Origin of the sequence: Streptomyces sp. NPDC006430 (assembly GCF_040612395.1) — a bacterium.
Lineage (GTDB): Bacteria > Actinomycetota > Actinomycetes > Streptomycetales > Streptomycetaceae > Streptomyces.
Window position 1 is genome coordinate 1 of sequence record NZ_JBEXQA010000032.1, and the last position, 24,417, is coordinate 24,417.

The window sequence follows — 24,417 nt, forward strand, 5'->3', positions numbered from 1 at the left end:
GGACCTCGACAATCCTCATTCTTGCTGGTCAGAGGCACTTTTCGCTTACCTGATCACCTGTCGGACACCGTGCTTCATGAAAGCACGAGGCTAGGCGCCGCCTCCCTGCCTCCTACGGCTTCGGCGCGCGCTGCTGGAGGGCGGTACGGCCGGCCACGGACGTGACGATCGCGAAGAAGAACAGCGGAATCGCGAGCGCGCCGAACACGGCGCTGCGCCACAGCACCAGCGCCAAGCCCGAGTGGACGATGAGCAGCGCGACGGCGAACGCCATCCCGAGGACCGGCCGGCAGCCGCGCGACACCAGTAGGAGGGGACGGCGTAGGTGGGGCGGGACCCGCCGGGCCTGCCACAGCAGCCAGCCTCCCCAGCTGCCGACGAGCACGGCCGCGCACACCAGGTAGGTGACGAGGGCGTCGGTGCCGGCGGCGCCCGCACGCAGGTGGGCGGAGCCGAACGACACCGCGACGATTCCGACGAGGGCCACCCAGCGGGAGCCCATGGCCGTTCCCCAGGCCATGGTCTCCAGGTTGTAGCGGGCCTGGCGGTCGTTCAGGTCGAGAGCGGCGGACTGAACGAAGCCCTCGGCGGCCCGGGTCCACGAGCCGGGGCGGAGCCAGTGGCGGCGCAGATTGGCTTTGTTCATCTCCAGCGACAGCGTTTGTTGACGAGTTTCAGCGGCGTTCAGTGATCAACTCGCTTGTGCTTGTTCATGAGAAATAGCGGCACTGTGGCGAGAGGTGGTGTCGCCTCTGTCACGTCAGGACGACGCACCCCCGCCGCTCCAGCTCGCTGAGGAGCTGTAGCGAGGGATCGACCTCGTTCCAACGCAGATCCAGCTTCTCCAGCGATGGCATCAGGGCGAGCCAGTCGGGCAGCTGGTCAAGGCGGTTGCTCCGCAGGTCGATCTGCCGCAGGCGCGGGAGGTCGGCCAGTGCCTCTGGCACCCCAGTCAGAGAGTTCTCGCGTAGGTCCAGGTGGCGTAGTTCGCGCAGGCCGGCTACCGACATCGGCAAGTGCTCGATCTCGTTCCCCCGGAGCCATAGCTCACGCAGGTTGCGGAGCTGGCCGATGGCATCGGGCAAGGTGGTGAGCCGATTGTGCTGCGCCCTGAGCTCGATGAGGCCGCTCATCCCACCGATCATCTCCGGCAGGGTGGCGAGGGAGTTCTCGCCAACATTGAAGTAGCGCAACCGGGTCAGGCTTCCCAGAGAGTCCGGAAGCCGTACCAGCTGGTTGTCGTGGAGGTAGAGGCAGCCGCTGAGCTCGGTCAGCTTGCCGAGTTCTTCGGGCACCGACGTCAGCGAGTTGTGTCCCAGGTCCAGGGTGTTCAGCTGGTGAAGCTGCCCGATGTCTGGAGGGATGGCCGTAAGTCCGTTGTCCGCGAGGATCAGCACGCGGAGCTCGGTCTGTCGCCAGACCGACTCGGGCACCTCTCCGAGCTCTTGACGCCACAAGTTCAGTGTGTGCCTCACGGCCATCTCCTTCATCAGTCCTCCTGGGCTCCGATTCTCGTCCGGATCTCGGGGCCAGCAGGCAGTTACGACAAGATCAGCCGGCCTTGGCCGACTCCTCGGCGCGTGCTCGGGTGCTGGCGAGGCGGTAGGAGTCGGTGCCGGTTTCGATGATGGTCAGGGCGGTGTACGTCAGTGGGCGCGTCGGTCCGCGCAAGGTCCACCACACTGGCTCGCTCGGGGCTGGCCGGTGGCCGTCCTGGGCCAGCTCGCCCAGGTAGAGCGTCAGCCAGGCGAAGGCTTCCGGGGAGGCAGGACAGGCTTCCTTCGCCCCGCCCAGGCCCTTGGTCTGCACGTAGATCCGGCCCTCGCCCGGGTGGAGGTCGCCGATCGTCATGCCCAGCATCTCGGCGGCCCGCGCGCCGCTGGACAAGAACATGGAGAACAGCGCCCGGTCTCGGTGGCAGCCCAGCGAGGTGAAGAGGTCCTCGACGACATTGTCGGGGACCGCGCGCGGCTCGCGGTCGGCCTGCTTCTGGCGGTAGGCGCCTCGGCGGTGCAGCCGGAACGGCTCCAGCGGGTTGTGGTGCGCCTCCAGCCGGCGCCCGTCGCGTGACTGCGGTGGGACCGGGGAGACCACGGGCCCCTGCCCGGTCTGCAGGTGGTGGTCGTAGAACGCCGCCAGCACCGAGACCGCGTGGTTGATGGTCGCCGGGGCATAGCCCGACCTCAGGTACGGCTTGCCGGTGCGTACGTTCAGCGACCCCGGCGTGGGCGCGTCCGGGCGGCGCCGGTCCCGCGCAGGGTTGTGGCACGTGCGGAGCCACAGGACGAAGTCGCGGACGTCCACGCGCGTCGCACGACACCACTCGACGTCAACCGCAGCGAGGAAACGGAACCAACGCAGCAAGTCAAAGGCGTAGGAGCGGCAGGAGGCCGGAGTGTTGCCGCAGGCCAGCAGCTCCCGCAGGAACTCGCTTGCCGGCGTGATCAGCCGCCCAGCGCCATCGAGCACCACCCAGGGCAGGGTGGTGGCGGTAGTCGCCTCTACCCTGCCGATCCGGGCCACCACCAGGCCGGACACCTCGCGTTCGGGTAACAGCACGCCGTGGTCCATCGCATCTCCGTCTCATCGGGAACATCCCGAGCGGAGACTCCTCGCCCTCACCGCACCAACACGTAGGACACGCCGATAGTGCGGTCAACGGGTCGATGGAGGGCTTTGCCCGAGTAGGACAGGCGGAAGGAGAACAAGTAGCAGGTCACAAGCTCGCCGGCGAGCCGGATGGTCACGTCGCCGAAGTCGACCTCGGCTTCCATGCCGGGCTGGTGGGTCTGCGGAATGAACGCTTCGACCGGGGCCTTCCCCGACTCGACGAGGATCTGCGGTTTTCGGTCGGAGACGTAGCGCCGGACCATCTGGTAGGAGACGTCCGCGGCGTGTTCCTCGACCAGGCGGTGGAAGATCCGCGTGATCGTGTGCCGCTGCTTGCGCGGCGCGTCCAGATCTGCCTGGAGCATCCCGTCGATCACCGACTTGTACGGATCCAGTGCGGTCGGCCGTGGCGGCAGCTGCTTCCTGGGCTCCGGCCAGACCGAGTCCACGGCCTTGCGGACCGTCCGCCACGACACGTTGTACTTGCGCTCGATCTCCCGGATCTTCATGCCACTGCGGTGGTCGCGCCGGATCGCCGCGTACAGCTCGACTTTCGACATCTGCGGCATAACCAGGACCTTTCGCCAGGAGCATCCCGATGCTGCCCTGGCAAGAACCCCAGTGACTTCAAAACTCGGTTCTGGCACAGATCTTGGGGAGTCGTCGCGGAGCGTTACCTCGGTGTTCGATTGCGAGGAGACAGGTTCGCGTGAGACCGCGTACACCCTGTCGTCCGACGATCAGAATTGACGCTCCCTCAGGTGTCCGCCGACTGCTGCTGCGGCCGGTTGTGGACGGTGATGGTGCTGGTCATGCAGACCGATGCACTGTTCTGGGACTCGCTGGTGTTCGCCGGGATCGACGATGTGGATGTCGAGGCGGTTACGGCCGTGTTCGGCGCGATCGAGGTGGTGGCGAGAGGTCGCGCGAACGGCTCTGGATGTCCGGACTGCGGCAGCTTCTCGGTCCGGGTCCACGATCGTTACCAGCGCAGGCTGAAGGACCTTCCGATCGCTGAGCAGGGCATTGTGATCCGGCTGACGGTCCGGCGCTTCATCTGCGGGTCGGCGGACTGCCCGCGCCAGACGTTCGCCGAGTTGTTCTCCCGGCTCGCGGCCCCGTACGCACGGTTCACCACGCGGCTCAATCACGCCCTGGAGCAGGTGGGGCTCGCGCTGGCCGGGCGGGCCGGAGCTCGGCTGGCCGCCCAGCTGGGCTTCAGCGCGGGACGGATGACCTTGTTACGCAGGGTCATGGCATTGCCCGATCCACGGTGCGCCACGCCGCGTGTGCTGGGCGTGGACGACTTTGCGATCCGTCGCGGCCAGACCTACTCCACTGTCTTGACCAGCCTCGAAGACGATCGGGTGGTCGATGTGCTCCCGACCCGTGAAACCGGGCCGTTGGCCGCATGGCTGATCCGCCACCCCGGCGTGGAGATCATCTGCCGGGACCGGGCAGGCGCCTACGCCGAGGGCGCCCGGCGCGGTGCCCCCGACGCCCTGCAGGTCGCCGACCGGTTCCATCTGTGGCAGGGCCTCGGCCGGGCGGTGGAGACCTGCGTCGCCGCCCATCGCGATTGCCTGCGCAGTCCTTCGCCCAGCGGCATGCTGACGGAAGCCACGGGAGGGGCTTCCGATCGGCCGCAGGACGACTCGGCGCCCGTCGGCCGGCGGGCCGAGCGGAAGAAGGCAGCACACGCCCTGGTCCACGAGCTCCTCGCCCAAGGCCACTCACGCCGGGCGACTGCCCGGCACCTGGGCTGGGGACTCAACACCGTGCTCCGGTACGCGAACGCCGCACGCTGGCAGGACACCCTCCGCGAGAACCAGCCCCGGCCCAGCAGACTGGACCCCTACAAGCCCTACCTGGAGCGACGGTTCACCGAAGGATGCACCAGCGTCACTCACCTCCACAGTGAACTCGTTGCCGCCAACGCGCCGGTCACCTACCAGATGGTCCGCGCCCACATCGCCACCCTCCGCGGGACTCCGGCCGGCGCGCCGCCGCGGCCGCCGTCGGTACGGCAGGTGACCGGCTGGCTCACCCGGCACCCCACGACCCTGACCGAGGAAGACCGCGCTGGTCTGAAGAATGTCCTGGCCCGCTGCCCCGAACTGGACAAGGCCGCCGGACACGTCCGCGACTTCGGCGAGATACTCACCGACCGCCTCGGCTCCACGCTCCCCACCTGGATTGACGCAGTCGACGCCAGCCAGCTACCCGGCCTCACCGGCTTCGCACTCCACCTGCTCCGAGACCTCGACGCCGTGACAGCCGGGCTCACTCTCAACTGGAGCTCCGGCAGCATCGAGGGCGCCGTTAACCGCATCAAGAAGATCAAGAGACAGCTCTACGGCCGAGCCGGATTCGAACTCCTCCGCAAGATGATCCTGCTCCAGTAACACTCCGTAACTCCTCAAGATTCTTGACTTATGTGACTTATGGAGCTGTATCGCGCAGGTCGGGGCGGTTCCTTGGCAGTCCGAAGCCTGCTATCTCCTTTTCCTCGTAGGACAGGAAGCCCAGGCTCCGGTAGAACGCGTGGTTGCGTTTGCCTTCTGGTGACGCCTCGTGGTCCGTGGACAGGAGGAAGAATCGGCAGTGGGAGTAGCGCCGCATCAAGTGCTCGACCAACGCCCGGCCAACCCCCTGCCTGTGGTTCGCCGGATTGACCACGACGTCCTGGACGTAGCAGATGTGCTCGTCGTCGGAGATGGTCCGGGCCAGTCCGAGGAGCGTTCCCGATCCACCTCGTGCCGTGATGACGAGGTGAGAGTTCACGAGACCGCGACAGAGCCTGTCGACGTCGCTCGTGTAGCCCTCCCAGCCGACCGAGTCGTAGAGGTTCAGCATCTCAACAGGATCGAAAACGCCTTCTTCTGCTATGAACATGTCGATCCCCTATGCGCTGGCGCCACTTCTCACCTTCAACTCGACACCACACACGTTGGGCACGTCAAGATCGATTACTGCCGCCCCGGCCGCCTCTCGCTGGCTCCTCGGCTCGTGGACGGGTACTGGCGGGACGGACAGGACACGCGGCGGTCTCATGGGACCCTCGCAATCGAACGCCGGGATGACGCTCCGCGACGACTCCCCAAGATCTGAGCCAGAACCACAACCCGTGAACAAAGCCAGCAGATGGAGCAGCGAGAGGTTGTTGTGGGCCTCGCTGCTGTCCGGGTTGAGGCGCAGCGCCGTCTCGTAGGCCTGCTGGGCGACGCGGTGGTTGCCGGTGCGGTGGGCGGTCAGGCCGACGAGGAAGTGCGCGTCGCTCTCCTCGGGAGCGAGGGCGGCGGCCGTGCGGGCCGACTCGTATGCGGCCCGCTTGCGTTTCCCGCGGACGGCGCGGTCGAGGACGATCCCGAGGGTGTAGTGGCTCCCCCAGTACTGCGGGGCGAGTTCGACGGCGCGCCGGGCGGAGCTCTCGGCCTGCTCGTACTCCTTCAGGGCGAGCAGGACGTGAGTGTGCATCAGCCAGGCGCTCACCGACTCGGGAGCGACGCGCAGGGCCTGTTCGACGGTGGTGAGCGCCTGCTGCTCGTCGCCGAGGCGGTGCCGGCAGCGGGCGAGCAGCACGAGTGCGGTGGCGTCGTCGGGGTCGGCGGCGAGGTGCTGGGCGGCGAGTGCGGCGGCCTGCTCGTAGCGTCCCAGGTCGAAGAGGGCGTCGGCGTGTTGCAGGGCCCGGCTCATCAGACCTTGTCCCGGTCGTGGGTGATGCTGAGCAGGTTCGGTACGAGTGCCAGCCAGAACAGGACCTGAGGGACGGTGCGCTCGCTCCACGGAAGGGCCACGAGCAGCAGCGCGCACAGGGTGGCCCAGGTGGCCTGGCCGAGCACGACCCTGGACCAGAGTGAGCGGCGCACCAGCGCGAACACGGTGAGCTGTGCCCCGGTCCGCAGCCGCCGGTAGCGGCGCCAGGCGCCGAAGCCCCACACCACGGCCATCAGGGTGAGCGCCCACAGCCGGGTGCCGAGATGAACGGGCAGCTCCTTCGCCTCTCCCCCGGTGGGGAAGACGTCGATGGTGACGGCGGCCATGACCAGACAGAGCAGGGCGAGCCATCGGGTGCCGCGCAGCATCCGGTAGACGGCCCTGTCGAGGTCGGAGCGGAGCGACTCGGAGTCGGGGGCGGTGGCGAGTGCGCCGGCGTAGAGGTCGGCGGCCCGGGCGGCGGACGTGCCGGGCTTGCGGGCCTCGCGCCCGGTGACCTCGGTGACGGCGAGCTGGTCGGTCGGGTCGATGCGCAGGAGCTGCTGCACGGACTCCTGCACCAGGTCGGAGCGGCTGTTGAACGCGGCGACCTTGTACATGGTGTGCCACGTGTCGACGACGTCGGGGCCGAGCCGTACGGCCTCCTGTGCCTCTTGGAGTGCCTCCTCCTTCGTCCCCACGAAGATCAGCATCTCGGCGCGCTGGGCACGTGGGCCCCAGTGTTGCGGCGCGAGGCGGATGGCCTCGCGCTGCGACTGCTCGGCCTCGGGCAGCCGACTCATCCTGCGCAGGGCGAATCCGCGCATGAAGTGCCCGTCGGCGAGCTCGGGTTCGAGCTTCAGCGCCTGGTCGGCGGCGTCGAGCCCCTCCTCGTTGCGGCCGAGGGCGGTGAGACAGCGGGCGCGCGCGGTCCACGCCTCGTGGTCGTCGGGTGCCTCGGCGAGACGCCGGTCGAGGAGGGCGAGGGCCTCCTCGCGCCGATTCATGCCGTAGAACTCGAGGGCCTGTTCGACCCGTGGGTGCAAGGATGTTCCACTCACAGCTTGCGCTTCTTCTTCAGGTAGGCGACCAGGTCGTCGTACATACCGCCGTCGTTGGCGAACATGGCGACGTTACGGGCGGAGGCGAACCAAGATTCGCTGGACGGCTTGATCTGCTTGGCCGCGTTCAGGAGGTCCTTGGTGCCGATCATGCGGACGGTGCCGGAACGGGCGGAGTCCAGGAGCGCGTACTCGGCCGCGCTCTCGCAGACATGGGCGAGATCGGCGCCCGAGAAGTCCTCGGTGACCTTGACGATCTTGCCAAGATCGACGGACTCGATGGGGCGGTCGCGCAGGTGGTAGCGGAGGATCGCCTCCCGGGCCGGGGTGTCGGGCGGCAGCACGAGCAGGGTGCGGTCCAGGCGGCCGGGGCGGCGCAGGGCGAGGTCCACGTCCCAGGGGACGTTGGTCGCGGCGAGCACGAAGACGCCTTCGTTCTGTGCGGCGTTGATGCCGTCGAGCTCGGTGAGGAGCTGGTTGACGACATTGCGCAGACCGCCGTGGTGCGTGCGCGAGCGCTTGGCGCCGAGCGCGTCCAGCTCGTCGAGGAAGACCACGCACGGCGCCTGGCGGCGGGCGGCCTCGAAGATGTCGTGGACGTTCTTCTCCGAGGTGCCGATGTACATGTCGAGGATGTCGGAGAGCGAGACCGACATGAAGCCGGCACCGAGTTCGCCGGCGACGGCCCGCGCGATGAACGTCTTGCCGCAGCCGGGCGGGCCGTAGAGGAGCAGGCCGCCGCGGAGCGACTTGCCGTACAGCTTGCGGAGTTCGGGGTTGCGCATCGGGGCGAGGAAGGCGGCTTCGAGCCGGTCCTTGACCTGCTGCATCCCGCCGACGTCGGCGAGGCGTACGTCGCCGGGGGCGTCGATGTCCCAGGCGGACACGTCGGCCGGGTCGCCGCTGCCGTCCGCGGTCAGCGGGGCCGCGGTGGCATCGCCCGCGTCGGCGGGGGCGGCGGGGTCAGTGGGATCGGTGGGGTCGGCGGCGTAGCGGGGGCCGACGACGTCGGCGACTTCCTGCTCGGCGGCGGCCCAGTCGAAGGCGGGGGGTTGGGTGCCGTCCGTGGCGGGTGAGGGGGCGGCGGACGCGGCGGCCTGGGGCGGGGTCGTGGTGGGCGCGGACGGGGGCGGCGTTGTGGTGGCTGTGGACAGGGGCGTGTCGACCGTGGGCAGTTGCATGGCTCGGACCATCAGGTCCCGTACGGCTTCGTCGCCCGGCGCGTGCTGCAGCGCGACCGCGGCTTGCGTGACGGCTTCGTCGTGCCTCCCCTCCGCGAGGAGCAGTTCGGTGAAGTGCAGCCGCAGGGGCACGTCTTCGGGGGCGGCGGCGACAGCGGCCCGCAGGCTACGGATGAGAGGTGACTCGTCGGACATGGGGTCAGCCTAGAAAGCGGCCCGCGGCTCTCGTTCACCGGGTGCGGTCGAGATCAACAGGCGCGGAGAGCGCGTTGGTCCGGCGGCGTCCGGCCGGCTACCACCAGTACGCGGGATACCTCGGTGCCCCGCGGCGTACCCGCGCGGCGGCGCAGCCCGTCAGGACGAGGATCGTGGAGCCGCGCAGCAGAGGAACGAAGCGGAGCGGCTGGGGCACCTGGAGCACGATCACGACGGCGGTGGCGCAGCCCGGCCCGCTGCCTGCGAGGTACGGGCGACCGTGGTCATCGCCATGGTCAGTCCGGCGGCGAGGGCGGCGACCCACACGCCGCCGCCTGCCGCCGTCAGCGCCACGTAGCCGGCGATCGCTCCGAGCAGATGACCCACTACGACGCCGCGGCGCTGGGCTGAGCTCTGTAGTGCTCTGACCGGGAAGGTTCACCGGGTCGTTCGTGTGGTGAAGGGTTGAACCTGGCGAAGAAAAATTGGTAGCGGGGGCTGGGGTATGCCTGACACGGTGCGGGTTTCCGTAACACCCGTGAGGTTTCCGTGACGATTTACTTCTATGGCGCCAACGAAGTCCCTTATGGGTGCTTCTCGAACTTCTCCGAGCACGGCTTTGACCTCGACGGGCTCTGGTGGCCAACCTCGGAGCACTACTTCCAGGCGCAGAAGTTCAAGGGCACCCGCCACGCGGATCTCATCCGGCGTGCACGCACGCCGCTGCGGGCAGCGGAGCTGGGCCGTGACTCGTCCAAACCTCTACGGAGGGACTGGGAGCGAGTCAAGGACGACGTGATGCGCCGTGCGGTGGCAGCCAAGTTCCGCGAGCATGCCGATATCCGTGCCATTCTGCTGTCCACCGGTGACGAAGAGATCGTCGAAGACACCACCACCGATCACTACTGGGGTCGGGGCAGGACCGGGAACGGCAAGAACATGCTCGGGCGGATTCTGGTGAGCACCCGTAACCAGTTGCGCGCCGAATTCGCCGAAACCCCCGACGGCGACGGCAGCCGCCCGAGGCGGTGATCCGGGAGAAATGTGTGGTGTGCTGCCGCATGCGCAGGACGGCTCAGGCCACCGGCTCGAGGATCGGCGTCCTCCCCAGCGGATGCCTTTCTCGCTGCGGATGCGGGCGCGTTCTCGGTGTTGTGCGGCGAGTATGTCGGGGTGGCGGGCATTGGCGTTGCCCCAGCGCAGGTTGGGGTGGTGAGAGTTGCAATGTCCCTGGTGCCCCCGGACGTCGCGGACGACCCGGACAGGCTGCGCGCACTGCGGGACAGGCTCGATGGCCAGCAGTGAGCCTCCGCCAACTTGAAGTCACAGGCCAAAGGGCTGGTGTGACCGGTGTACGGGGTTCTCACGCTGGTCGTCGGCGACTGTCTGCGGAGTAGATCGTCCGTCAGCGGTTGACTTCGAGGTCCGTCAGAACGAGCAAGGCCCGCAGGAGGCGGGTCGCGTGGGCGGGGTCGGTGCGGAGTTTGGTGAGGGTCCGCCAGTTCTTCAGGTGGGCGAAGCCGTGCTCGACCGGTGCTCGTCCGACGGCAAGGACTCGGTTGGCGGTCTTCTGGCCGGGTGTGAGCTTGTGGGCGCGGCTGGCGTGGAAGCCGGTGACGATCACGGGGTCGCGTACGTCGTTGTCCAGGCCGCGGAAGCCGAGGGGCGAGGGCGCCGAGGCCGGCGGCGGGCAGGTGAGCCAGGACGTGGTCGTGGCGCGCAGCGGTGATGTCGTGGGTGCGGCCGGGCCGGGCGGCGGATATCCAGACAGTCGGCCCCTCTCGTCGGTCAGGGCGAGGAAGTGCAGACCGTGATGGTGGTGCTTTCCGGAGTAGTTCCACCGGTCGGCCTTCCCGGTGCGGCGCTGAGTGGGGATGAGGGTGCCGTCGATCAGGACCATCTCCCCGCCCTGCTTGGCAACGTTCTTCAGAGCGCGGTCCAACCGCGGGGCCTGTGCGGCGAGCAGGGAAATCAGCTCGTCGCGCCAGCGGCAGACGGTGGACTCGGACACGTTGTTGCCGCCGGCCATGTCGGCCAGGCGCTGGTCGTGGCGCAGCACGGCCAGGACGATCACCGCGATTCGTCCGGGCGGCAGGATCCGCCACCTGGACCGTATCGCCTTCAGGTGTCGCCGCAGCAGATCGGCGAGGTGGTTCACGGTCCGCGTGGACAGCGGCAGACGGCACTGGTAGACAAGCGGGCAGGTGTCCTCAGCGCGTTCTTTGGTTTTCGTCACACAAATCCAACGGCCGCCAGGGGCAACGTGGTTACGACCGCGGCGCATCACTTCAGGCGATAGCCCCCCGGTCACAGGCGGGTGGTGAACCGGCCGTCGGGCAGTTTGCGCAGCCAGCCGCGGTCAACGAGCCTGACCGGCCTGCCGCGCAGCGGTTCCAACTTGGCCCGCACGGTGACGTCGACTCCCAGCACCTCGCCGACCTGGCGAGCCATTACCGGTCCAGCGGCCTGCCGCACGGCGGCGAGGATGCGCTGAGTCCGGCGGGAGCATGGTCTCCTGCATGTCCGGCGCGCGATGCGGATCAGCACCACCCGCTCGTCCGCCCACCTGCCCCGGCACCGGGGCAGCCGAGGCGCGCTCGTCGGTGATCTGCTCGCTCACCCGCTCAAGGACCCGTTCGGCGAAGGCCAGTTCGTCCCGTTCGGCCCGCACCTCCGCCAACTACTTGGCCAGCTGCTTTTCGAGTTCGTCCAGTTCCGCGCGCCGCGCGGTGATCCGTTCCAGCAACTCGGGATCCATGCGCCGGATCGTAGAAGGACACCGGGCCACAGGGAGCAGGAACAGGCGAGTCGACCAGGCACACCCCGCGTCCTCCGGCACGTCGCCCACCCCCTGCCGGCCGTCCGCGCTCTCGCGTACCCGTCGGCGTCAACGTGGTAACCGTGAATAACCCACAGTCGGGACCTCTGTTCAGGTCACCTTTAGCGAACCGTTGAGCCGTACCTGTCCAGCAGGCATACGATCCTCATCCGATAAACGCGATTTTTCAGACAAAAGCAACATCCTCCCGCAAGTGCGCCTGAATGCCGAATCGTTCCGTCGCGGGAGCGTCTGTACGCAGGCAATTCCAGACGGAAAGGAATCGGTGAAATGGCCCACTGGAAGCAGATCAGCGGCGCGCTCGTCCGGATCTCGGCCGGGTCCAGGACCAACGTGTGGGGCGTCAACGCCGGCGGGAACATCTACCGCTACACCAACAACGACGCCAATCCCTGGGAGCAGATCCCCGGCGCCTTGACGGACATCGGGGCAGCCGCCGACGGCACCGTATGGGGCGTCAACTCCGCCGGCAACATCTACCGCTACACCGGCGACCAGGAAAGCGGCCACTGGAAGCAGATCAGCGGCGCGCTCGTCCGGATCTCGGCCGGGTCCAGGACCAACGTGTGGGGCGTCAACGCCGGCGGGAACATCTACCGCTACACCAACAACGACGCCAATCCCTGGGAGCAGATCCCCGGCGCCTTGACGGACATCGGGGCAGCCGCCGACGGCACCGTATGGGGCGTCAACTCCGCCGGCAACATCTACCGCTACACCGGCGACCAGGAAAGCGGCCACTGGAAGCAGGTCAGCGGCGCGCTCAAAGCGATCTCAGCAGGCTCCCGCACCTCGGTCTGGGGGGCGAACGCCGGCGGGAACATCTACCGCTACACCAACAACGACTCCAGCCCCTGGGTGCAGATCCCCGGCGCGCTCACCGACGTCGGAGCAGGAGTGGACGGCACCGTCTGGGGCGTGAACTCGGCCGGCAACATCTACCGCTACACCGGTGATCTGCCCGGCTGACCCCAACCACTCGACATCCCGCCGCTGGAAGTCAGGCCGGTCACGCCCCCCCGGGGGGCGTGACCGGCCTCGGCACAAACAGGAACCGGCGAGCCGACCTCCCGATCAGACGATCTACGCCGCAAACTGCTGCCCACAGCCACCGTGAGTACCACGGAAGGCCGTCACGCCCGCCTCCTGACCTGCGACTTCAAGGTGGCGGAGGCCCAGTACCAGCGCAAGCAGGACGAGCAGGTGGTACAGGGCATCGCCCGTGCGAGCGGCGTGTCCGACGACTGATCGGCAGGACGCTGCCCCCGGCGCAGCAAGAGACAACATAGCCGCAGCAAGGGGCAGGGGGTGGTACTGCCCGGGAAGCCGGAAGCGATGACATTCCGGCAGGCTCCAAGTGACACACGGGTGCAGCTGGGGTAGCAGGAGGTACTGGAGAGAACAGGACGGGGCCGGCGCGGTATGAGCGTTGCAGATCCGTCTGCCCGCTGTCGAAGGGCGCTGGCAGCACCGGTGCCATGAGCTTCATCCGCACCACCCGCCCCGCCCCGGCCGGTCAACGTCACGGCGGTCTTCCCTCAACTGGCTCCGTTGGCACGCCCGGCGACCCGGTTGCACCCCCGCCCGGGGGCTCCGACGCCGCATGACAGCTCGATCGGCGGGCCACTGTTGTGGCCCGCCGAGGAGCCGTGGCCGCACTGCGACGCAGAGCACTTGGGAGAGTTTGTGGTGGCGGGGCCCCGTCGGTGCGACGGGTGTGCTCCTCATGACGCGCTACGGCTCGACCGGGCAGGCTGCTGCCGCACCGTTCTGGACCCGTCGACCGCACCATACGTGGTGCGCAGGCCTCAGTCGCGGGTCTCGACGGCTACGGCCGCACAGGCCGGTCACTTCTTGCGCAGTTGGAGGCGGAAGTCAGGGCAGGTGTCCGGGTCCGCGTTGTCGTAGATGAACGTCCTCTTCGCGTCGATGCCGACGGACAGCAGGTCGATGGTGTCCGGAGTGGGCAGGTCCGGCTTCGGGGGGTCGAAGTGCAGGCGCAGCAGCGGGTGCTTCGTCGAGCCCGACGGGCGTGTGAGCTCCCACGTACCGGTTGTGCTGAAGGACGGGCCCAGCTCGTCACGGAACGCGTCGCCCGTCGGCCAGTTCTCGGCTGTGAGCGTGCCGCCGACCTGGCCCGGCCGTGACGTAAGCGTCAGCCGCGCGCCGGCGGCCTCGCGGGAGCCCTCGTAACTGCCGTCCAGCTCCGCCGTGCTCACCGTGGCGGATTCCTCCGGGACGCAGCGCTCGAAGGGGCCGGCGCCGTCGGAACCGCCGCACGCGGTGAGGGGCCAGGTGAGGACGATGAGGGCCGTTGCCGCCCGGATGCGATGGTTCATGGTGTCGCTACTTCGATTCCGCGGGGATGCGCTCGGTCCACGTGATCGTCTGGCTCACGGTGGAGAAGGTGCCGTCCTTCTTGTTCGCCCTGCGTGCTTGGCTCAGATTAATGGGACCCCCAATCGCACTGCCGGAGGGGGTACCTCTGACCAGGACCGATGCACGGAGCATCGACGGGGCCCCGGCGTCCGTGTCCTTGGGCTGCCGCCCTGTGGGGATGGCCCCCGTCCTCCGGCGCTGGCAGCGATCACGCAAAGGAACACCGGGAGGCGGAGGTGCATCCCCACGGGGGTCATCCACGCGGTGCGGGGAGCAGGACCGTTGGTCCGTCCTGCGTGCCGGGGATCGTGGGAGCGCACCGTCGCCCTCGCCCGGTGAAGCATCAGCCGCAGAAGGTACGCCCAACGGAAGCGGCACGCGGAATGCGCTGTACGGGCGCTACTCCGCACGACGGACGGTCCCAGCCACTGTGCTGCCTGTTGCGATGCACGGCCACAACGCACTCGCCATCGGCCCCCTCAGCCCAGTTGGCGAGGCGAGTACCGGAGTGCAGCGCAGGGAGCAGCCACCCTGTGGATGCCTGGCTGGTGATTTCCGTAGCCCGAGCGTGAGGTCCCTCTGGTGTGCTCCCTGGATCCCGAAGGGATTCGCCGGTCCCGTTCTCGGTCTCTGCCCGGGCATCGTCTCCGTCTCGGACTGAGCCTTCGCCCGCCCGCTCCGGCTATGCGGACGGCAGACGGGCTCCCCGTTCGTGGCCCGGGAGGGGCGGCTGGTGAATGCGGAGGTGCGGTGTCGACTCCGGCGGTGCGGGCGTGAGTGCCGGTGCCTCCTTCCGGCTGGTGCCGGCCAGCCGGAGCGCCGTGCGGCACTTCTGCGCGGACTGCGCGATGCCGTCCCTGATGCGGCGGACCGCCTCGGCGTGCTGCTCAGCCGCCGCCTGGTGTTGCTCCTGACCGCTCCGACTCTTGTCCGCGGAGAAGAGTCGCGGGCACCCCCCGCTGCTCCTCCGGAGTCGATGGCGCAGGGCAGAAGCGGAGCTCGACATGGAGGTACACCCGCAAGACCTGGGCTTCTGGAGGAAGCGGCCGCGATCCGTCGACGAGGAAGAACCCGGGCGAGAGCATGGGGCGGGCCGCTGAGATGCGCACATGTCCCCGCTGTGCGTCGTCACTCGTGCGCACGAGCCGGTTCGAGTCGAGACGGACACGCGCAGTGCTCAGCTCGACGACCAGACCGCCCTCCGTCGCAGACCATACGGGCACGCTGTACTCGGTGTAGCGGTGAGGCACGGCCTGTGCCAGCAGAGCTTCGAGATCCCGGTGCTGTGAGGCAGGCGCGCGCTCGGTCTCGCTTGCCGGCCTGACGGCATAGACGATCTGGTAGAGCGCGAAGGCATTCGCCTCCTGGAACCTCGTGTCATCTGCGGCCGGTACGGACCGGGCGAGCGTGTTCATCCTTCTCCCTTCTTGCCTCTCCAGAGGCTCGCTCCCGGGGACGGCGGTATGGACCCGTCACGGCTGACCGTCTCCGCGCATCGCGCTCCGGATGAGTTCAACGGCCGCGGCCGGCTGGTCGGCGGTGAAGTAGACGCGGCGAGCCATGACCGGCTCACCGTTCCGGAGCTGCACCGGTAGGGGCTCGGTGAGTTCGAGGGCCATGGTGGTGGCGCTGCTGACCGAGCAGGCCACGGCGTCGTCCTGGTCCAGTGACCGGCGCAGCCCATGGCTCTGCGTCAGGCCGTGCGCAGCGCGCACGGAGTGGATTTGATTGATCGGAATGACAAGGGCACGGAAGGGGCCGGTGCGCAGGTGCAGCGTGCGGTCGTCGACCAGGTGGGGGGGTACGCATGGTCATTGCGCAGAATCCCCCGGTCATGACGAGGGAGAAGACCACCCAGACCAGGTGAAGCGGGCGGTAGGCATGAGGAACCATTGCGTCCACGACGGCACTGGTGACGAGGTCGGCCGCTGTGACCGCCCAGATGATGGTGCGGGAATCGGCGGAGTGCGGTATTGAGCGGTGCGCGCCGGACAGCGCGACAGGCTTGCGCGCCAGCCAGGCAGCGAGATCGCGGATCATGGTCTTCGACCAGGCCAGGGCCGATCGCCGGGGCATCGCACCGGCGTGGACGTGGCTGCGGGTGTCGTCATGCACCATGCGTACTCCTCTTGACCCGCAGGCCCGTGGCCAGGGCCCAGCTGCCTGCCACCAGGACGAGTACCGTCGCCGGCCCTGCCAGCGCCGATCCGGCCCGACTGGTTGTCCGTCTCCGGCCCCTTCTGCGGCGGCCGTATCGCACGGAGGTCGGCGCCACGACTGCGGACCTCGAGGCCGGCGTGGGACCGAGTGGTGTCTTCTCCTGGTGACCCGTCGCGGGGTGCCCGTGTGTGGGAGCGGCTGACAGTTCTGCGGCCGTGCGTAGCCAGTACTCCTCCCAGCGTTCGATGTCGCCGTGACACGCGCCGCCTTTTGAGTTCTGTGGGCCATGGGGCCGGCTCTGGCCCCGCATGGGGTTGTGGCCTGGGCCGAGATGCTGTCAGATCAGCCATGCTGCTTTGCTGTCCGGGCTGCCTCGTGGCTGTTGTCGGCGCCGAGCTTGCAGACCGCGGACGAGATGTGGTTGCGGACGGCCCCGCCGACAACCCCACTTGCTCCGCGACCTTGACGATCGATGCGCCATCGGCTGCCAGGCTCAGCACGTCCGTCTCCCGGGGCGTCACTGGGCAGTCCCCGTCGCTGATGGCGTCGGCCGCGAGTTCCGAAGCGATATAGCGGCGGCCTGCGTGGACGGTGCGGATGATGTTTGCGAGATCGTGCGCGGAGACGGTCTTCGGCAGGAACCCGTAGACGCCGGCTTCCAACGCCCCCTTCAGGTGTCCCGGCCGGCCGTAACAGGTGAGGATCACGGTGCGGCAGCCGTCGAGCTCGCTTTTGTGGAGCGTCCGTGCGACCTCGATGCAGTCGTGACCGGGCATCTGCAGGTCCAGCACCGCAACATCAGGCCGATGTGCCCTCGCCTGCCCGTGGTTCGCCCGGTGCGTGGTGCCCGACAGCGGCGGCAGGGACTCGGGATGCAGACCTGAGGGGAGGCCAAAGCTGATACGGGAGGGCTGGTTGGCAATGACCTCGATGTCGGTGCCTTTGACGACCACGCGCCCCTTCCCGGTCAAGGGGCGGACTTCGGCGCGCTGGCGGTACGGGTCGTAACCCAGGATGCGCACCTGTCCGCTGTCCGCCGGCGCCAGGCCTTCCATCAGCTCCACCGTCGAGGTCTTGCCCGCTCCGTTCGTCCCGAGCAGAGCGAACACCTCGCCCCGGTGGACTTCCAGACTGACACCTCGCACTGCCTCGTACTTGGACCGGCTACCCACCCCCGTATGTTCTGCGCCCATCACGAACATCGATCGCGATGTCATTCTTGTAGTCATTCGCTGCCATGAGTCCGAGCCTCATGGCATGCGCTGCGACACGGCAGTGCCGTATGTAATCAATCTTCACGCCGCCTGCATGGTTGACCGGTGACATCTGTCAGGGGTCTACACGTCCGCGGCTGGCGTCGTCACCGCAGCGGACCTGCTTCTTCGGCTGCGATTCGGCAGCGGCCGCACAGGCCCTGTGGCACCGGTCGGCCGCACACGGCTTAGCGGCCCGGGCAGATCCCGTCGTCCGCGGGGTGGGCGGTGGCGGGGTCGAGGTTGGTACAGGAGTGGCATCGGCCGCCGTGATCGGCGCTGCGGCAGCAGCCCGCTTCGCATGTGGGCCGGTCGGCGCAGCGGTCGCAGAGGTTCGCGTCGATGATGGTCGGGCGGGCGCACTGGGTGCATTCCTGGTGTATCCGGCGGGTCAGTGCGTCCGTCACCGTCCGGTCCGTCAGTCGACGGGAAAGGGTCGCTCGTACTCGGCGGCCTACCGCTCGGCGCGCTGTGCGGGCAGGTGCCCGTACCGGCGCTGCCGCCACGGGGCGTGGGCCGGCTGCGCCGGGAGGCGGGTGAGCTGCTCGGTGACCATGACGTCGTCGCCGTCGCCCTCCAGTCGGCGGCCGTACGCGGCAACGGCGCCGGCCAGGCGCTCGGTATCGCTGCGCACGGGGCCCAGGCCTGCCGGGTGGGGGTCTTCGAGCTCGTCCAACGGCAGGTGGAGGTGGCTCTCCTGCCGGGCGGGGGTCATGGCCGGGTAGAGGGTGCGGGCGTCGGCGTGCATACCGTACAGGTCCGCGCCCTCAAGGAAGCTGAGTGCGTGCGCATCTACGTCGAGAAGGTCGGCACCCGGGAGAAGGCCCGGCCCGGTCATCACCATCGCCGCCCGCTTCGACGTCGGCGGCTCCACCCCGTACCGCACCCTCGCCGCGTACGACGAAGCCACCGCCACCACCGGCTGTCGGTGACCGGAACCACCACAGGTGAGGACCACCATGAGCGACGACACCGCCACCAGTTGCCCGGCAGGGCGGCGCTGGAGCGGGCGAATCGTCAGTGTGCGGCAAGCCAGATAGTCGTAAGGGCGGCGGCAAAGCCGATGTGGGAGACGCCGAGGAATCCCCATTCCAGGGGGCCCATGCGCCATCGACTACGGGCTAACAGCCGCCACTCGTGCACCGTGGAGACGACGGCGAGTACCAACAACGGCGCCCACAGCAGAGCCCACCAGGACCAGACGTCAGCATGACGGAGTACGGCGGATACCACACCGATGAAAGACGCAGTCAGAAACCATCCCGGCTTCTGCTGTTCTTCGGCGGAACGCGGTGTGGCTGAAGGAGTGTTCACGTCTCATGTCCTCTCGGGTTCACGGTAGGCAAGGCCCCCTGGGGGGCGGGGCCACCAAGAAGACATCCGATGGGGTTAGCGGGTCAAGCCGCGATGGCCAGTTCGAGCTTGGGCGGGGCTGGGAAAGCGGTGCTCTCGCTGTAGGGCCTGCCGGTGGTGAGGCAGTGGTGGAGGCAGCCGAGGAGCCGGTTGTAGAGGTTTCTCTGGGCGGAGCTGTGGCGGTCGCCGGCCTTGCGTCGGCGGTCGTAGTGGGCCCTGGCGCCGGGCGAGGCGGTGAGGGAGGCGAAGGCCCAGACGTAGCCGACCGCGGCGAGCCGCTGATTCTTGACTCGGCGGACCATGACCGCGTGGCTCTTGCCGGAAGCGCGGGTGACGGGCGCCGATCCGGCGTAGGCCTTGAGGGCCTTGGCATCGGCGAAACGGGAGCGGTCGTCGCCGATCTCGGCGAGCACCCGGGCGCCGCTGAGCGCGCCGAGGCCGGGGAAGCTGGTGATGACCGCGGCATCGGGGTGCCGTTCGAAAAGCTCGACCGAGGCTTCGGCCAGGTCGTCCGCGGCGTTGCAGGCGGCCTCGAATTTGCCCAGCAGGGCCAGGGCCTGGCGGCCCATCGCGGTCTCGACCTGCGGGAGCTGGCGCATCTGCGGAACGCGCAGGGCGGCGTGGAGGCGCTCGACCTCGGCCTCGATGCCTCGCTGTCGGCCAGCGCGCTTGAGCACGGCCTTCAGCTGGGTGCGGGTGAGGCTGGCGGCCTGGCCGGGGGTGGGTGCGGTGGCCAGCAGGGTGCGGGCCAGCGGCGAGTTGAAGCCGCCGGTGATCGGTTGGACGGCGGTGAGGTAGCCGGGGAAGTACTCGCGCAGGTGGGAGCGGAGCTTGTTGCCGGCCTGGGTCCGGTCCCAGACGGCGTCCTGCTGGGCGCGGGCCAGGACGGCTATGGCTTGGACGAGCTCGCTGTCGGCTGGCAGCGAGCGGTGGGCGTCGGCGTCGGTACGCAGGATGTTGGCCAGCACCATCGCGTCGAGGTGGTCGGACTTCTTGCGTGAGACGCTGTGCCGCTCGCGGTAGCGGGCGGCGGCCATCGGGTTGACAGCGTAGACGGGCCGGCCGGTCGCGCGCAGAGCGGCGACCAGCAGGCCGCGGGAGGTCTCGATCGCCACCGGTATCCGCTCGCCAGGGCCATCGCCGTGCTCGGCCAGGAGGTCGAGCAGCTGCTGCAGGCCCGCCGCGTCATCTCCGATCCGGGCCCGCCCGAGGAGCTTGCCGTCGCCGTCGACCACGGCAACGTCGTGGTGGTCGCTGGCCCAGTCGATCCCGCAGAACACCTTCACGGGCGTCCCCCTTGTTCTTCTGTCCTATGTGCATATCCGCTGGTCAAAGACCTGCGCGGAGGCACGCGACTCCCTAATGGAAGGGCTCTGGGCCCATCATCCGATTAGTCGTTCGTGACCCCAGCTGACCGCAGGGGCCTCGGTCTACGCAGGAGCTCGGAGGCGTCCCGGTGAGGTGAGAGGTGCACCCTGCGGCGGGCTCGGACCACGGACATTCGATCATCCGCGCGGCAGCGGCCGTGAGGGCGGCGGACGTCGGAGCCCTCCGGTCTCTTTCTGGAGGTCAGGGCCTCGGGTGTCTTTCAGGAGTGACCCCGGCGTCTGGCACCCTCACGGTCGCGTTCCTCGGAGGCGGTTGGCTGATGCCCGAGGCCAGCTCTGCTTGGGACTCAAGGCCCTGGCATGTTGGCTCACCGGACGTCAGCTGATCACCGTCGAGGTGAAGCCAGCGGCCGCGCTCTTTTTCGAGGTCTCGCAGGACCGGGTAACGGGTAGCGATCCGTCGGCTTCAGGTCCCATTAGGTAACGGGGGGTGGGCCGCGCCCAGGGCTTCGGCCCACCCGTTCAGTCAGAGCTCAGGACTCGTCAGTGGAAGAGCTGCCAGATGGTGAGCAGGTCGCCGCCCAGGCCGGCGGCAGCCAGAGGAGTCTTCCAGCACCAGGGGCAGACCGTCGTACCACGCCTTGATGTCACAAAGGGGTGCGGAGATCAGGTACCTGTTCGTGGAGCCCTCGGCTTAGACACTCTCGGCCCCGAACCGCGCCTGGCTCCGCCCCCGTGCGAATTGCCTTGTCTACACGCCCAGTCGGACTGGTCAGGCTCAACCGGTGCGTGTTTGATGAACGTAACGTAGGCACCTGGTCTTACCCAAAGACCTATCGGCATGAGGCAGGTCACATGATGCATTCCGGTCATCTATTCCAATTCAGGAAGATTACTTCCCCCGTCCCGGAGAGTGGCCCTCAGCAGCGGCTCTCCCCAGGTGAGTACAAGGCTAATGGCGATCGACGGCGTGTCATCCGTTGGCACGGATGGACCTCGCGCAGTCCCGCCGTGGGGCGTGAGGACAGCTGGACGTGTCGCGTCGAACAGCGCGTCGCGTAGCGAAAGGTCGCTGACATCTGCTCTGCGCACGACACTGACAACACAAGATGTCAGTGGGCGCTGGCACGATGCACTACATGACCTCAGCTACCGCAGCCGATTACGGCTGGATTCGTTCCTCGTCATCGCTGTTCAACTACGCGCTGGAGATGGGGTACACGCTGACGCTGGTGCAGGGAGTCTCGTCCGCGGAGCTACTCAGAGCGGCAGGGGCCGAGCCGCGCGGTATGTGTGAGGGGATCGGCGAACTGATGGAGCAGCACACCGGAGATCTTGTTCGGATACGAGTACTCACCCGAGTCGTTCCTGGCGGGAGCGTTCACTGTGCCTGGCGAGGGAGGGGATTGGACCCTCGCTCTGGAGTTCGGCGGTGATCTGGGAACACGGCCAAGCATCATGGAGGCCCTGTCCACCGGAACGCGGGCTGTCTCGCATTCCAGCAACGGGGGAAAGCCCATGGACTTCTTCCACTGGTACGAAGACGGGGAGTTGCGGACCACCTTCGAGTGGCTGGCGAACAGGACCGGCAGCACGCCCGATGAGCTGAACGCCGTGATGAGGGAGGTCGGTCTCAACCCAATGGGTGACGAAGATCCCGACGTGGACACGAAGGCGGCGGTGTTCGCGCTGGCCGAGCGCCTCACAGGCGTACGGGTGACCGAGGAGCTACTGGCGGAGGCCGAGTACCAAACGGGTGAGGTGCCGGAGGATCCTGTCGAAGAGTGGAAGAGCATCACCATCGATATCGCGGATGCCCACGGCGAGCGGACATACGTACAGCTGCGACGGGATCAGCTCTGACGCACGACGTGTCGCCAACCAGCGCACAGTTCAAGAGGCTTGGGGACTATACCCAGGCTGCACGCGCGCGGAAACTGGCCGCCTGCCTCCGGGACGACCTACAACAATGTGGGGCCTCGATGCTCAGCCTCGCGTCACAGCCAACGACGTGCCGGCGATGTCGAAGCGGCCTGAGCGCAGTGAAGTACGCGCTTGTCACCCCAGTGGCATGGCGAAATCCGCCAGCAACCGTGCCCCGGCGTGATGCACCACCCCTGCACCGTCAGCGGAGACATGAGTACGGCGGCACAGGCTGCCGTGTCTCCGGAATCCGGTAAGCCGGTTCGCTCTGATTGATCACGTGCGATCAGCGGCAGACAGCTTGTGCCACCAGTGCCCGCATCTGTCGGAGCAGAAGCGTTCGCGGCGCCGTTCGTCGGCGATCGCAAGTACCGCGACCAACAGACGGAACGCCTTGCGGCGTTCGTCGAGCGGGGCGAGGCTGGCGATCTTCCCCAGTTGCTGGTAGACCGGGCCGCAGGTGATCAGAACCGCCGGCGTATGCGTCGGGCGCAGTCCGGCACGGCGGATGCCCTCCGGTCCGTCCTCGGTGACGGCGCGAGCCTGGATGCAGTGGTGACGCAAGAAGAGCAGCGTCTCGGACTGCTCCAGCGGGTTGAGGCCGTCGAACCACTCGATGCCCTGCGACATCGGGCGCAGCCCTTGGGCGAGTTCGTTCAGTAGGACGTCGCGTCCGGTCATGACCGGCTGCCGTGGAACGGGCGGCGCGCAGCCGCGGTGATCAGGATGCCGAGCAGCTCTGCCAGATCGGCCGCGCCGTCGGCGTCGTCGGCCCAGCGGGTGGCTTGCAGCGGGTGCACGTCGACCAGCAAGGCGCCTTCTCTGGCCAGGACGAAGGCCAACGCCAGCATGGCTGCGCGGGCGTTTCCGTCTTCGAACGGATGGAAGAAGAGGACGTCGAGGTAGGTCCGGGCGGCGCGCGAGGGGAGGAGCACGTCCCGACTGGTGCTGCCGGCCAGGCAGTGCTCAAACCGTGCGGGCGTGTCCGGCGCGAGGCCGTAGCGCTCGCGTCCGCCCTTCGCGAAGGCCGGCATCGTGCGGAAGGCGACGACTTTGCGGTGCAGCACGGTCCGCTGCCAGTTCGCCATGAGGGGAAAGGTCAGCTCGGCGCCCTGCTGCGCGTCGGAGAGAGCCCGGTCGAGAGCGGTCAGGACCCGCATGGTCCCTTCGGCGTCGTGGCCGCCGCGTGTCGTGGTGAAGAAGTTCCGGAAGCCGTCAGAAGACGGCGGCTCGGCGGCGACGGGGGGCTCACCGCTCCAGCGCGGCCAGGAGATCCTGGTACGGATGCGCAGCCAGTCGGCGAGGGCGTCGTTCTGGCGGTCGATCCCGGGGCTCATCGGCTTTTGCCGATGGTCCGGGCGAACCCCGAACTCACCGCGTCGACCACCCTGGCGTCCGGTGCGATCCAACTGTCGAACCGGCCGCCGACCGCAGTCTTCACGATCTCCCGGGCACGCTCCTCGTCAATGCCGTTGTAGGCGAGGAACCACCCAAGAACCTGCATGCAGTGCGTGTACCAGCCGCTATCGGCCTGGGTCCGGTCGGCCACCGCGGTGACCAGACGCGTGCACGCCCGCTCCCAGTGCCAGGGGTCCACCGCCTGTCCTGCGGACTGCGCCGCGGGAGCCAGGGCGCAGAAGCGCTCCGCCAGTTCCTCAAGCCAGTCACGCCATTCGAGCAGGGCCGCGGCCACGAGCGGAGCGGTCGCCTCCTTCGTCGTCACGGAGTGGGAGGCACAGCACCACACCTCGACAACCCCGCCGTCGATGTCGCCCTCCCCCACTGACCAATTCCACCCGCAGGCCCACCGTCCGTACCGGCCCACCAGGAAGTCGCTGACCGGATGCAGCGAACGCCACCGTTCTTCTTCTGCAACATCGGCGTCGGGAAGCAAGGGGGTCACAAGACCGGTCAGCTCCTTCGCCGCATCGTCATCCAGCTCGAATGGATGCCGCAGCGGATCCACGTCTGTCCAGGTCAGGGTTTGCGCCCACAGCTCAGTCACCGTGCCACTCTGCCGTGCGCAGCCACCCGAACACCACCCGAATATCGAGTGGGCGAAGACCGCTCCCAGGAGGGAGCAGCCGTGGTCCGAGCACGGTTCCCGACGGCTGCCTGCCGTCCCTACCAGGACCAAGAGCAGTGCACCCGCTCCAACACGTCGGACATGGGCCGCCGGATCACCCGGCGTCCGCGAGCGGAGCACCGAGCTCACCAGGGAGCTGTACAAGAAGGCCACGGCCGCCGGGATCGCGCGCCGCCCCACCATGCCCCTCGACCAGCTCGCCGACACCCTTGCGCACCCCGTCCTTCTTCCGGAAGTGGCCCTTCAGCTGCCGCTGTACCCGTCGGGCCTCTTCGAGCGCCCCCTTCGGCGGGCAACTGAGCGGGCCACAGCTTCCGTTCCCGGGTTCTTGGGCAACGCATGGGGGAGCTGAG

At 68.2% G+C, this 24,417-nt stretch carries 26 protein-coding genes and 2 pseudogenes; 6 read left to right on the plus strand and 22 right to left on the minus strand.

The genetic code is table 11. From position 1 onward, the window contains the following. Positions 1-112: 112 nt before the first annotated feature. From ABZZ20_RS30455 to ABZZ20_RS30470, 4 genes are all read right to left on the minus strand, one after another. Positions 113-646 (minus strand): hypothetical protein, encoded by a 534-nt coding sequence (locus tag ABZZ20_RS30455; protein ID WP_356875111.1) that lies wholly within the window; start codon positions 644-646, stop codon positions 113-115. A gap of 109 nt (positions 647-755) precedes the next feature. Then, positions 756-1,481, minus strand: a complete 726-nt coding sequence (locus ABZZ20_RS30460; RefSeq protein ID WP_356875228.1) for a leucine-rich repeat domain-containing protein — start codon at positions 1,479-1,481, stop codon at positions 756-758. A gap of 70 nt (positions 1,482-1,551) precedes the next feature. After that, positions 1,552-2,571, minus strand: coding sequence for a site-specific integrase (locus tag ABZZ20_RS30465; RefSeq protein ID WP_356875113.1), 1,020 nt, complete (start codon positions 2,569-2,571; stop codon positions 1,552-1,554). 47 nt (positions 2,572-2,618) lie between these two features. Continuing rightward, positions 2,619-3,179, minus strand: a complete 561-nt coding sequence (locus ABZZ20_RS30470) for a hypothetical protein (RefSeq protein WP_356875115.1) — start codon at positions 3,177-3,179, stop codon at positions 2,619-2,621. A gap of 243 nt (positions 3,180-3,422) precedes the next feature. Here ABZZ20_RS30470 and ABZZ20_RS30475 point away from each other — a divergent pair, with 243 nt between their 5' ends. Next, positions 3,423-5,015, plus strand: a complete 1,593-nt coding sequence (locus ABZZ20_RS30475; RefSeq protein WP_356875117.1) for an ISL3 family transposase — start codon at positions 3,423-3,425, stop codon at positions 5,013-5,015. Positions 5,016-5,052: 37 nt separating this feature from the next. Here ABZZ20_RS30475 and ABZZ20_RS30480 read toward each other — a convergent pair whose 3' ends face one another. The 5 genes from ABZZ20_RS30480 to ABZZ20_RS30500 all read right to left on the minus strand — a co-directional run bounded on the left by ABZZ20_RS30480 (position 5,053) and on the right by ABZZ20_RS30500 (position 9,130). Further along, positions 5,053-5,505: a GNAT family N-acetyltransferase gene (locus ABZZ20_RS30480; RefSeq protein ID WP_356875119.1), complete on the minus strand. Its 453-nt coding sequence runs from the start codon at positions 5,503-5,505 to the stop codon at positions 5,053-5,055. A 9-nt stretch (positions 5,506-5,514) separates the two neighbouring features. Further along, positions 5,515-6,306, minus strand: a complete 792-nt coding sequence (locus ABZZ20_RS30485) for a tetratricopeptide repeat protein (protein WP_356875121.1) — start codon at positions 6,304-6,306, stop codon at positions 5,515-5,517. Beyond that, positions 6,306-7,367, minus strand: a complete 1,062-nt coding sequence (locus ABZZ20_RS30490; protein WP_356875123.1) for a tetratricopeptide repeat protein — start codon at positions 7,365-7,367, stop codon at positions 6,306-6,308. Before ABZZ20_RS30490 ends, ABZZ20_RS30485 begins: the two co-directional genes overlap by 1 nt. Beyond that, a complete protein-coding gene (locus tag ABZZ20_RS30495) occupies positions 7,364-8,743 on the minus strand; it encodes a tetratricopeptide repeat protein (RefSeq protein WP_356875125.1) in 1,380 nt (459 codons plus the stop codon). The genes ABZZ20_RS30490 and ABZZ20_RS30495 overlap by 4 nt, the downstream gene beginning before the upstream one ends. A gap of 228 nt (positions 8,744-8,971) precedes the next feature. Further along, positions 8,972-9,130, minus strand: a complete 159-nt coding sequence (locus tag ABZZ20_RS30500) for a hypothetical protein (RefSeq protein ID WP_356875127.1) — start codon at positions 9,128-9,130, stop codon at positions 8,972-8,974. A gap of 162 nt (positions 9,131-9,292) precedes the next feature. Here ABZZ20_RS30500 and ABZZ20_RS30505 point away from each other — a divergent pair, with 162 nt between their 5' ends. Next, positions 9,293-9,775 (plus strand): NADAR family protein, encoded by a 483-nt coding sequence (locus tag ABZZ20_RS30505; RefSeq protein WP_356875129.1) that lies wholly within the window; start codon positions 9,293-9,295, stop codon positions 9,773-9,775. Positions 9,776-10,148: 373 nt separating this feature from the next. Here ABZZ20_RS30505 and ABZZ20_RS30510 read toward each other — a convergent pair whose 3' ends face one another. From ABZZ20_RS30510 to ABZZ20_RS30520, 3 genes are all read right to left on the minus strand, one after another. Further along, positions 10,149-10,979 carry a transposase family protein gene (locus ABZZ20_RS30510; protein WP_356875131.1) on the minus strand — a complete coding sequence of 277 codons (831 nt, stop codon included), beginning with the start codon at positions 10,977-10,979 and terminating at the stop codon, positions 10,149-10,151. Between the two features lie 71 nt (positions 10,980-11,050). Beyond that, positions 11,051-11,194, minus strand: coding sequence for a hypothetical protein (locus ABZZ20_RS30515; protein ID WP_356875133.1), 144 nt, complete (start codon positions 11,192-11,194; stop codon positions 11,051-11,053). Positions 11,195-11,423: 229 nt separating this feature from the next. Next, positions 11,424-11,582, minus strand: coding sequence for a hypothetical protein (locus tag ABZZ20_RS30520; RefSeq protein ID WP_356875135.1), 159 nt, complete (start codon positions 11,580-11,582; stop codon positions 11,424-11,426). Positions 11,583-11,852: 270 nt separating this feature from the next. On the opposite strand from ABZZ20_RS30520, the gene ABZZ20_RS30525 reads away from it, so the two are divergent. Both ABZZ20_RS30525 and ABZZ20_RS30530 read left to right on the plus strand, forming a co-directional pair. Next, positions 11,853-12,551, plus strand: coding sequence for a tectonin domain-containing protein (locus ABZZ20_RS30525; protein WP_356875137.1), 699 nt, complete (start codon positions 11,853-11,855; stop codon positions 12,549-12,551). A gap of 144 nt (positions 12,552-12,695) precedes the next feature. Further along, on the plus strand, positions 12,696-12,830 hold the full coding sequence (locus tag ABZZ20_RS30530) for a hypothetical protein (protein WP_356875139.1): 135 nt from the start codon (positions 12,696-12,698) through the stop codon (positions 12,828-12,830). Between the two features lie 599 nt (positions 12,831-13,429). Here ABZZ20_RS30530 and ABZZ20_RS30535 read toward each other — a convergent pair. From ABZZ20_RS30535 to ABZZ20_RS30565, 7 genes and pseudogenes are all read right to left on the minus strand, one after another. Further along, positions 13,430-13,921, minus strand: a complete 492-nt coding sequence (locus ABZZ20_RS30535; RefSeq protein WP_356875141.1) for a hypothetical protein — start codon at positions 13,919-13,921, stop codon at positions 13,430-13,432. Positions 13,922-14,848: 927 nt separating this feature from the next. After that, complete coding sequence (locus tag ABZZ20_RS30540) at positions 14,849-15,376, minus strand: hypothetical protein (protein WP_356875143.1); 528 nt, start codon at positions 15,374-15,376, stop codon at positions 14,849-14,851. A 57-nt stretch (positions 15,377-15,433) separates the two neighbouring features. Further along, on the minus strand, positions 15,434-15,676 hold the full coding sequence (locus tag ABZZ20_RS30545) for a hypothetical protein (RefSeq protein ID WP_356875145.1): 243 nt from the start codon (positions 15,674-15,676) through the stop codon (positions 15,434-15,436). A 787-nt stretch (positions 15,677-16,463) separates the two neighbouring features. Continuing rightward, positions 16,464-16,939: pseudogene (locus ABZZ20_RS30550) on the minus strand (response regulator transcription factor); the annotation flags it as partial. A gap of 177 nt (positions 16,940-17,116) precedes the next feature. Continuing rightward, positions 17,117-17,350: pseudogene (locus ABZZ20_RS30555) on the minus strand (ATP-binding cassette domain-containing protein); the annotation flags it as partial. A 478-nt stretch (positions 17,351-17,828) separates the two neighbouring features. After that, positions 17,829-18,347, minus strand: coding sequence for a hypothetical protein (locus ABZZ20_RS30560; RefSeq protein WP_356875147.1), 519 nt, complete (start codon positions 18,345-18,347; stop codon positions 17,829-17,831). 424 nt (positions 18,348-18,771) lie between these two features. Then, positions 18,772-20,013, minus strand: coding sequence for an IS110 family transposase (locus tag ABZZ20_RS30565; RefSeq protein WP_356875149.1), 1,242 nt, complete (start codon positions 20,011-20,013; stop codon positions 18,772-18,774). Between the two features lie 1,181 nt (positions 20,014-21,194). Here ABZZ20_RS30565 and ABZZ20_RS30570 point away from each other — a divergent pair. Continuing rightward, positions 21,195-21,491, plus strand: a complete 297-nt coding sequence (locus tag ABZZ20_RS30570; protein WP_356875151.1) for a DUF6461 domain-containing protein — start codon at positions 21,195-21,197, stop codon at positions 21,489-21,491. Beyond that, positions 21,391-21,918, plus strand: a complete 528-nt coding sequence (locus tag ABZZ20_RS30575; RefSeq protein ID WP_356875153.1) for a DUF6461 domain-containing protein — start codon at positions 21,391-21,393, stop codon at positions 21,916-21,918. Before ABZZ20_RS30570 ends, ABZZ20_RS30575 begins: the two co-directional genes overlap by 101 nt. Before the next feature lie 336 nt (positions 21,919-22,254). Here ABZZ20_RS30575 and ABZZ20_RS30580 read toward each other — a convergent pair whose 3' ends face one another. From ABZZ20_RS30580 to ABZZ20_RS30590, 3 genes are read right to left on the minus strand one after another with little or no spacing between them, the layout of a single operon-like run. Further along, positions 22,255-22,659 carry a DUF5958 family protein gene (locus ABZZ20_RS30580; RefSeq protein WP_356875155.1) on the minus strand — a complete coding sequence of 135 codons (405 nt, stop codon included), beginning with the start codon at positions 22,657-22,659 and terminating at the stop codon, positions 22,255-22,257. After that, positions 22,656-23,315 (minus strand): Fic family protein, encoded by a 660-nt coding sequence (locus ABZZ20_RS30585; protein ID WP_356875157.1) that lies wholly within the window; start codon positions 23,313-23,315, stop codon positions 22,656-22,658. The genes ABZZ20_RS30580 and ABZZ20_RS30585 overlap by 4 nt, the downstream gene beginning before the upstream one ends. Beyond that, positions 23,312-23,983, minus strand: a complete 672-nt coding sequence (locus ABZZ20_RS30590; protein WP_356875159.1) for a hypothetical protein — start codon at positions 23,981-23,983, stop codon at positions 23,312-23,314. The genes ABZZ20_RS30585 and ABZZ20_RS30590 overlap by 4 nt, the downstream gene beginning before the upstream one ends. Positions 23,984-24,417 lie beyond the last annotated feature (434 nt).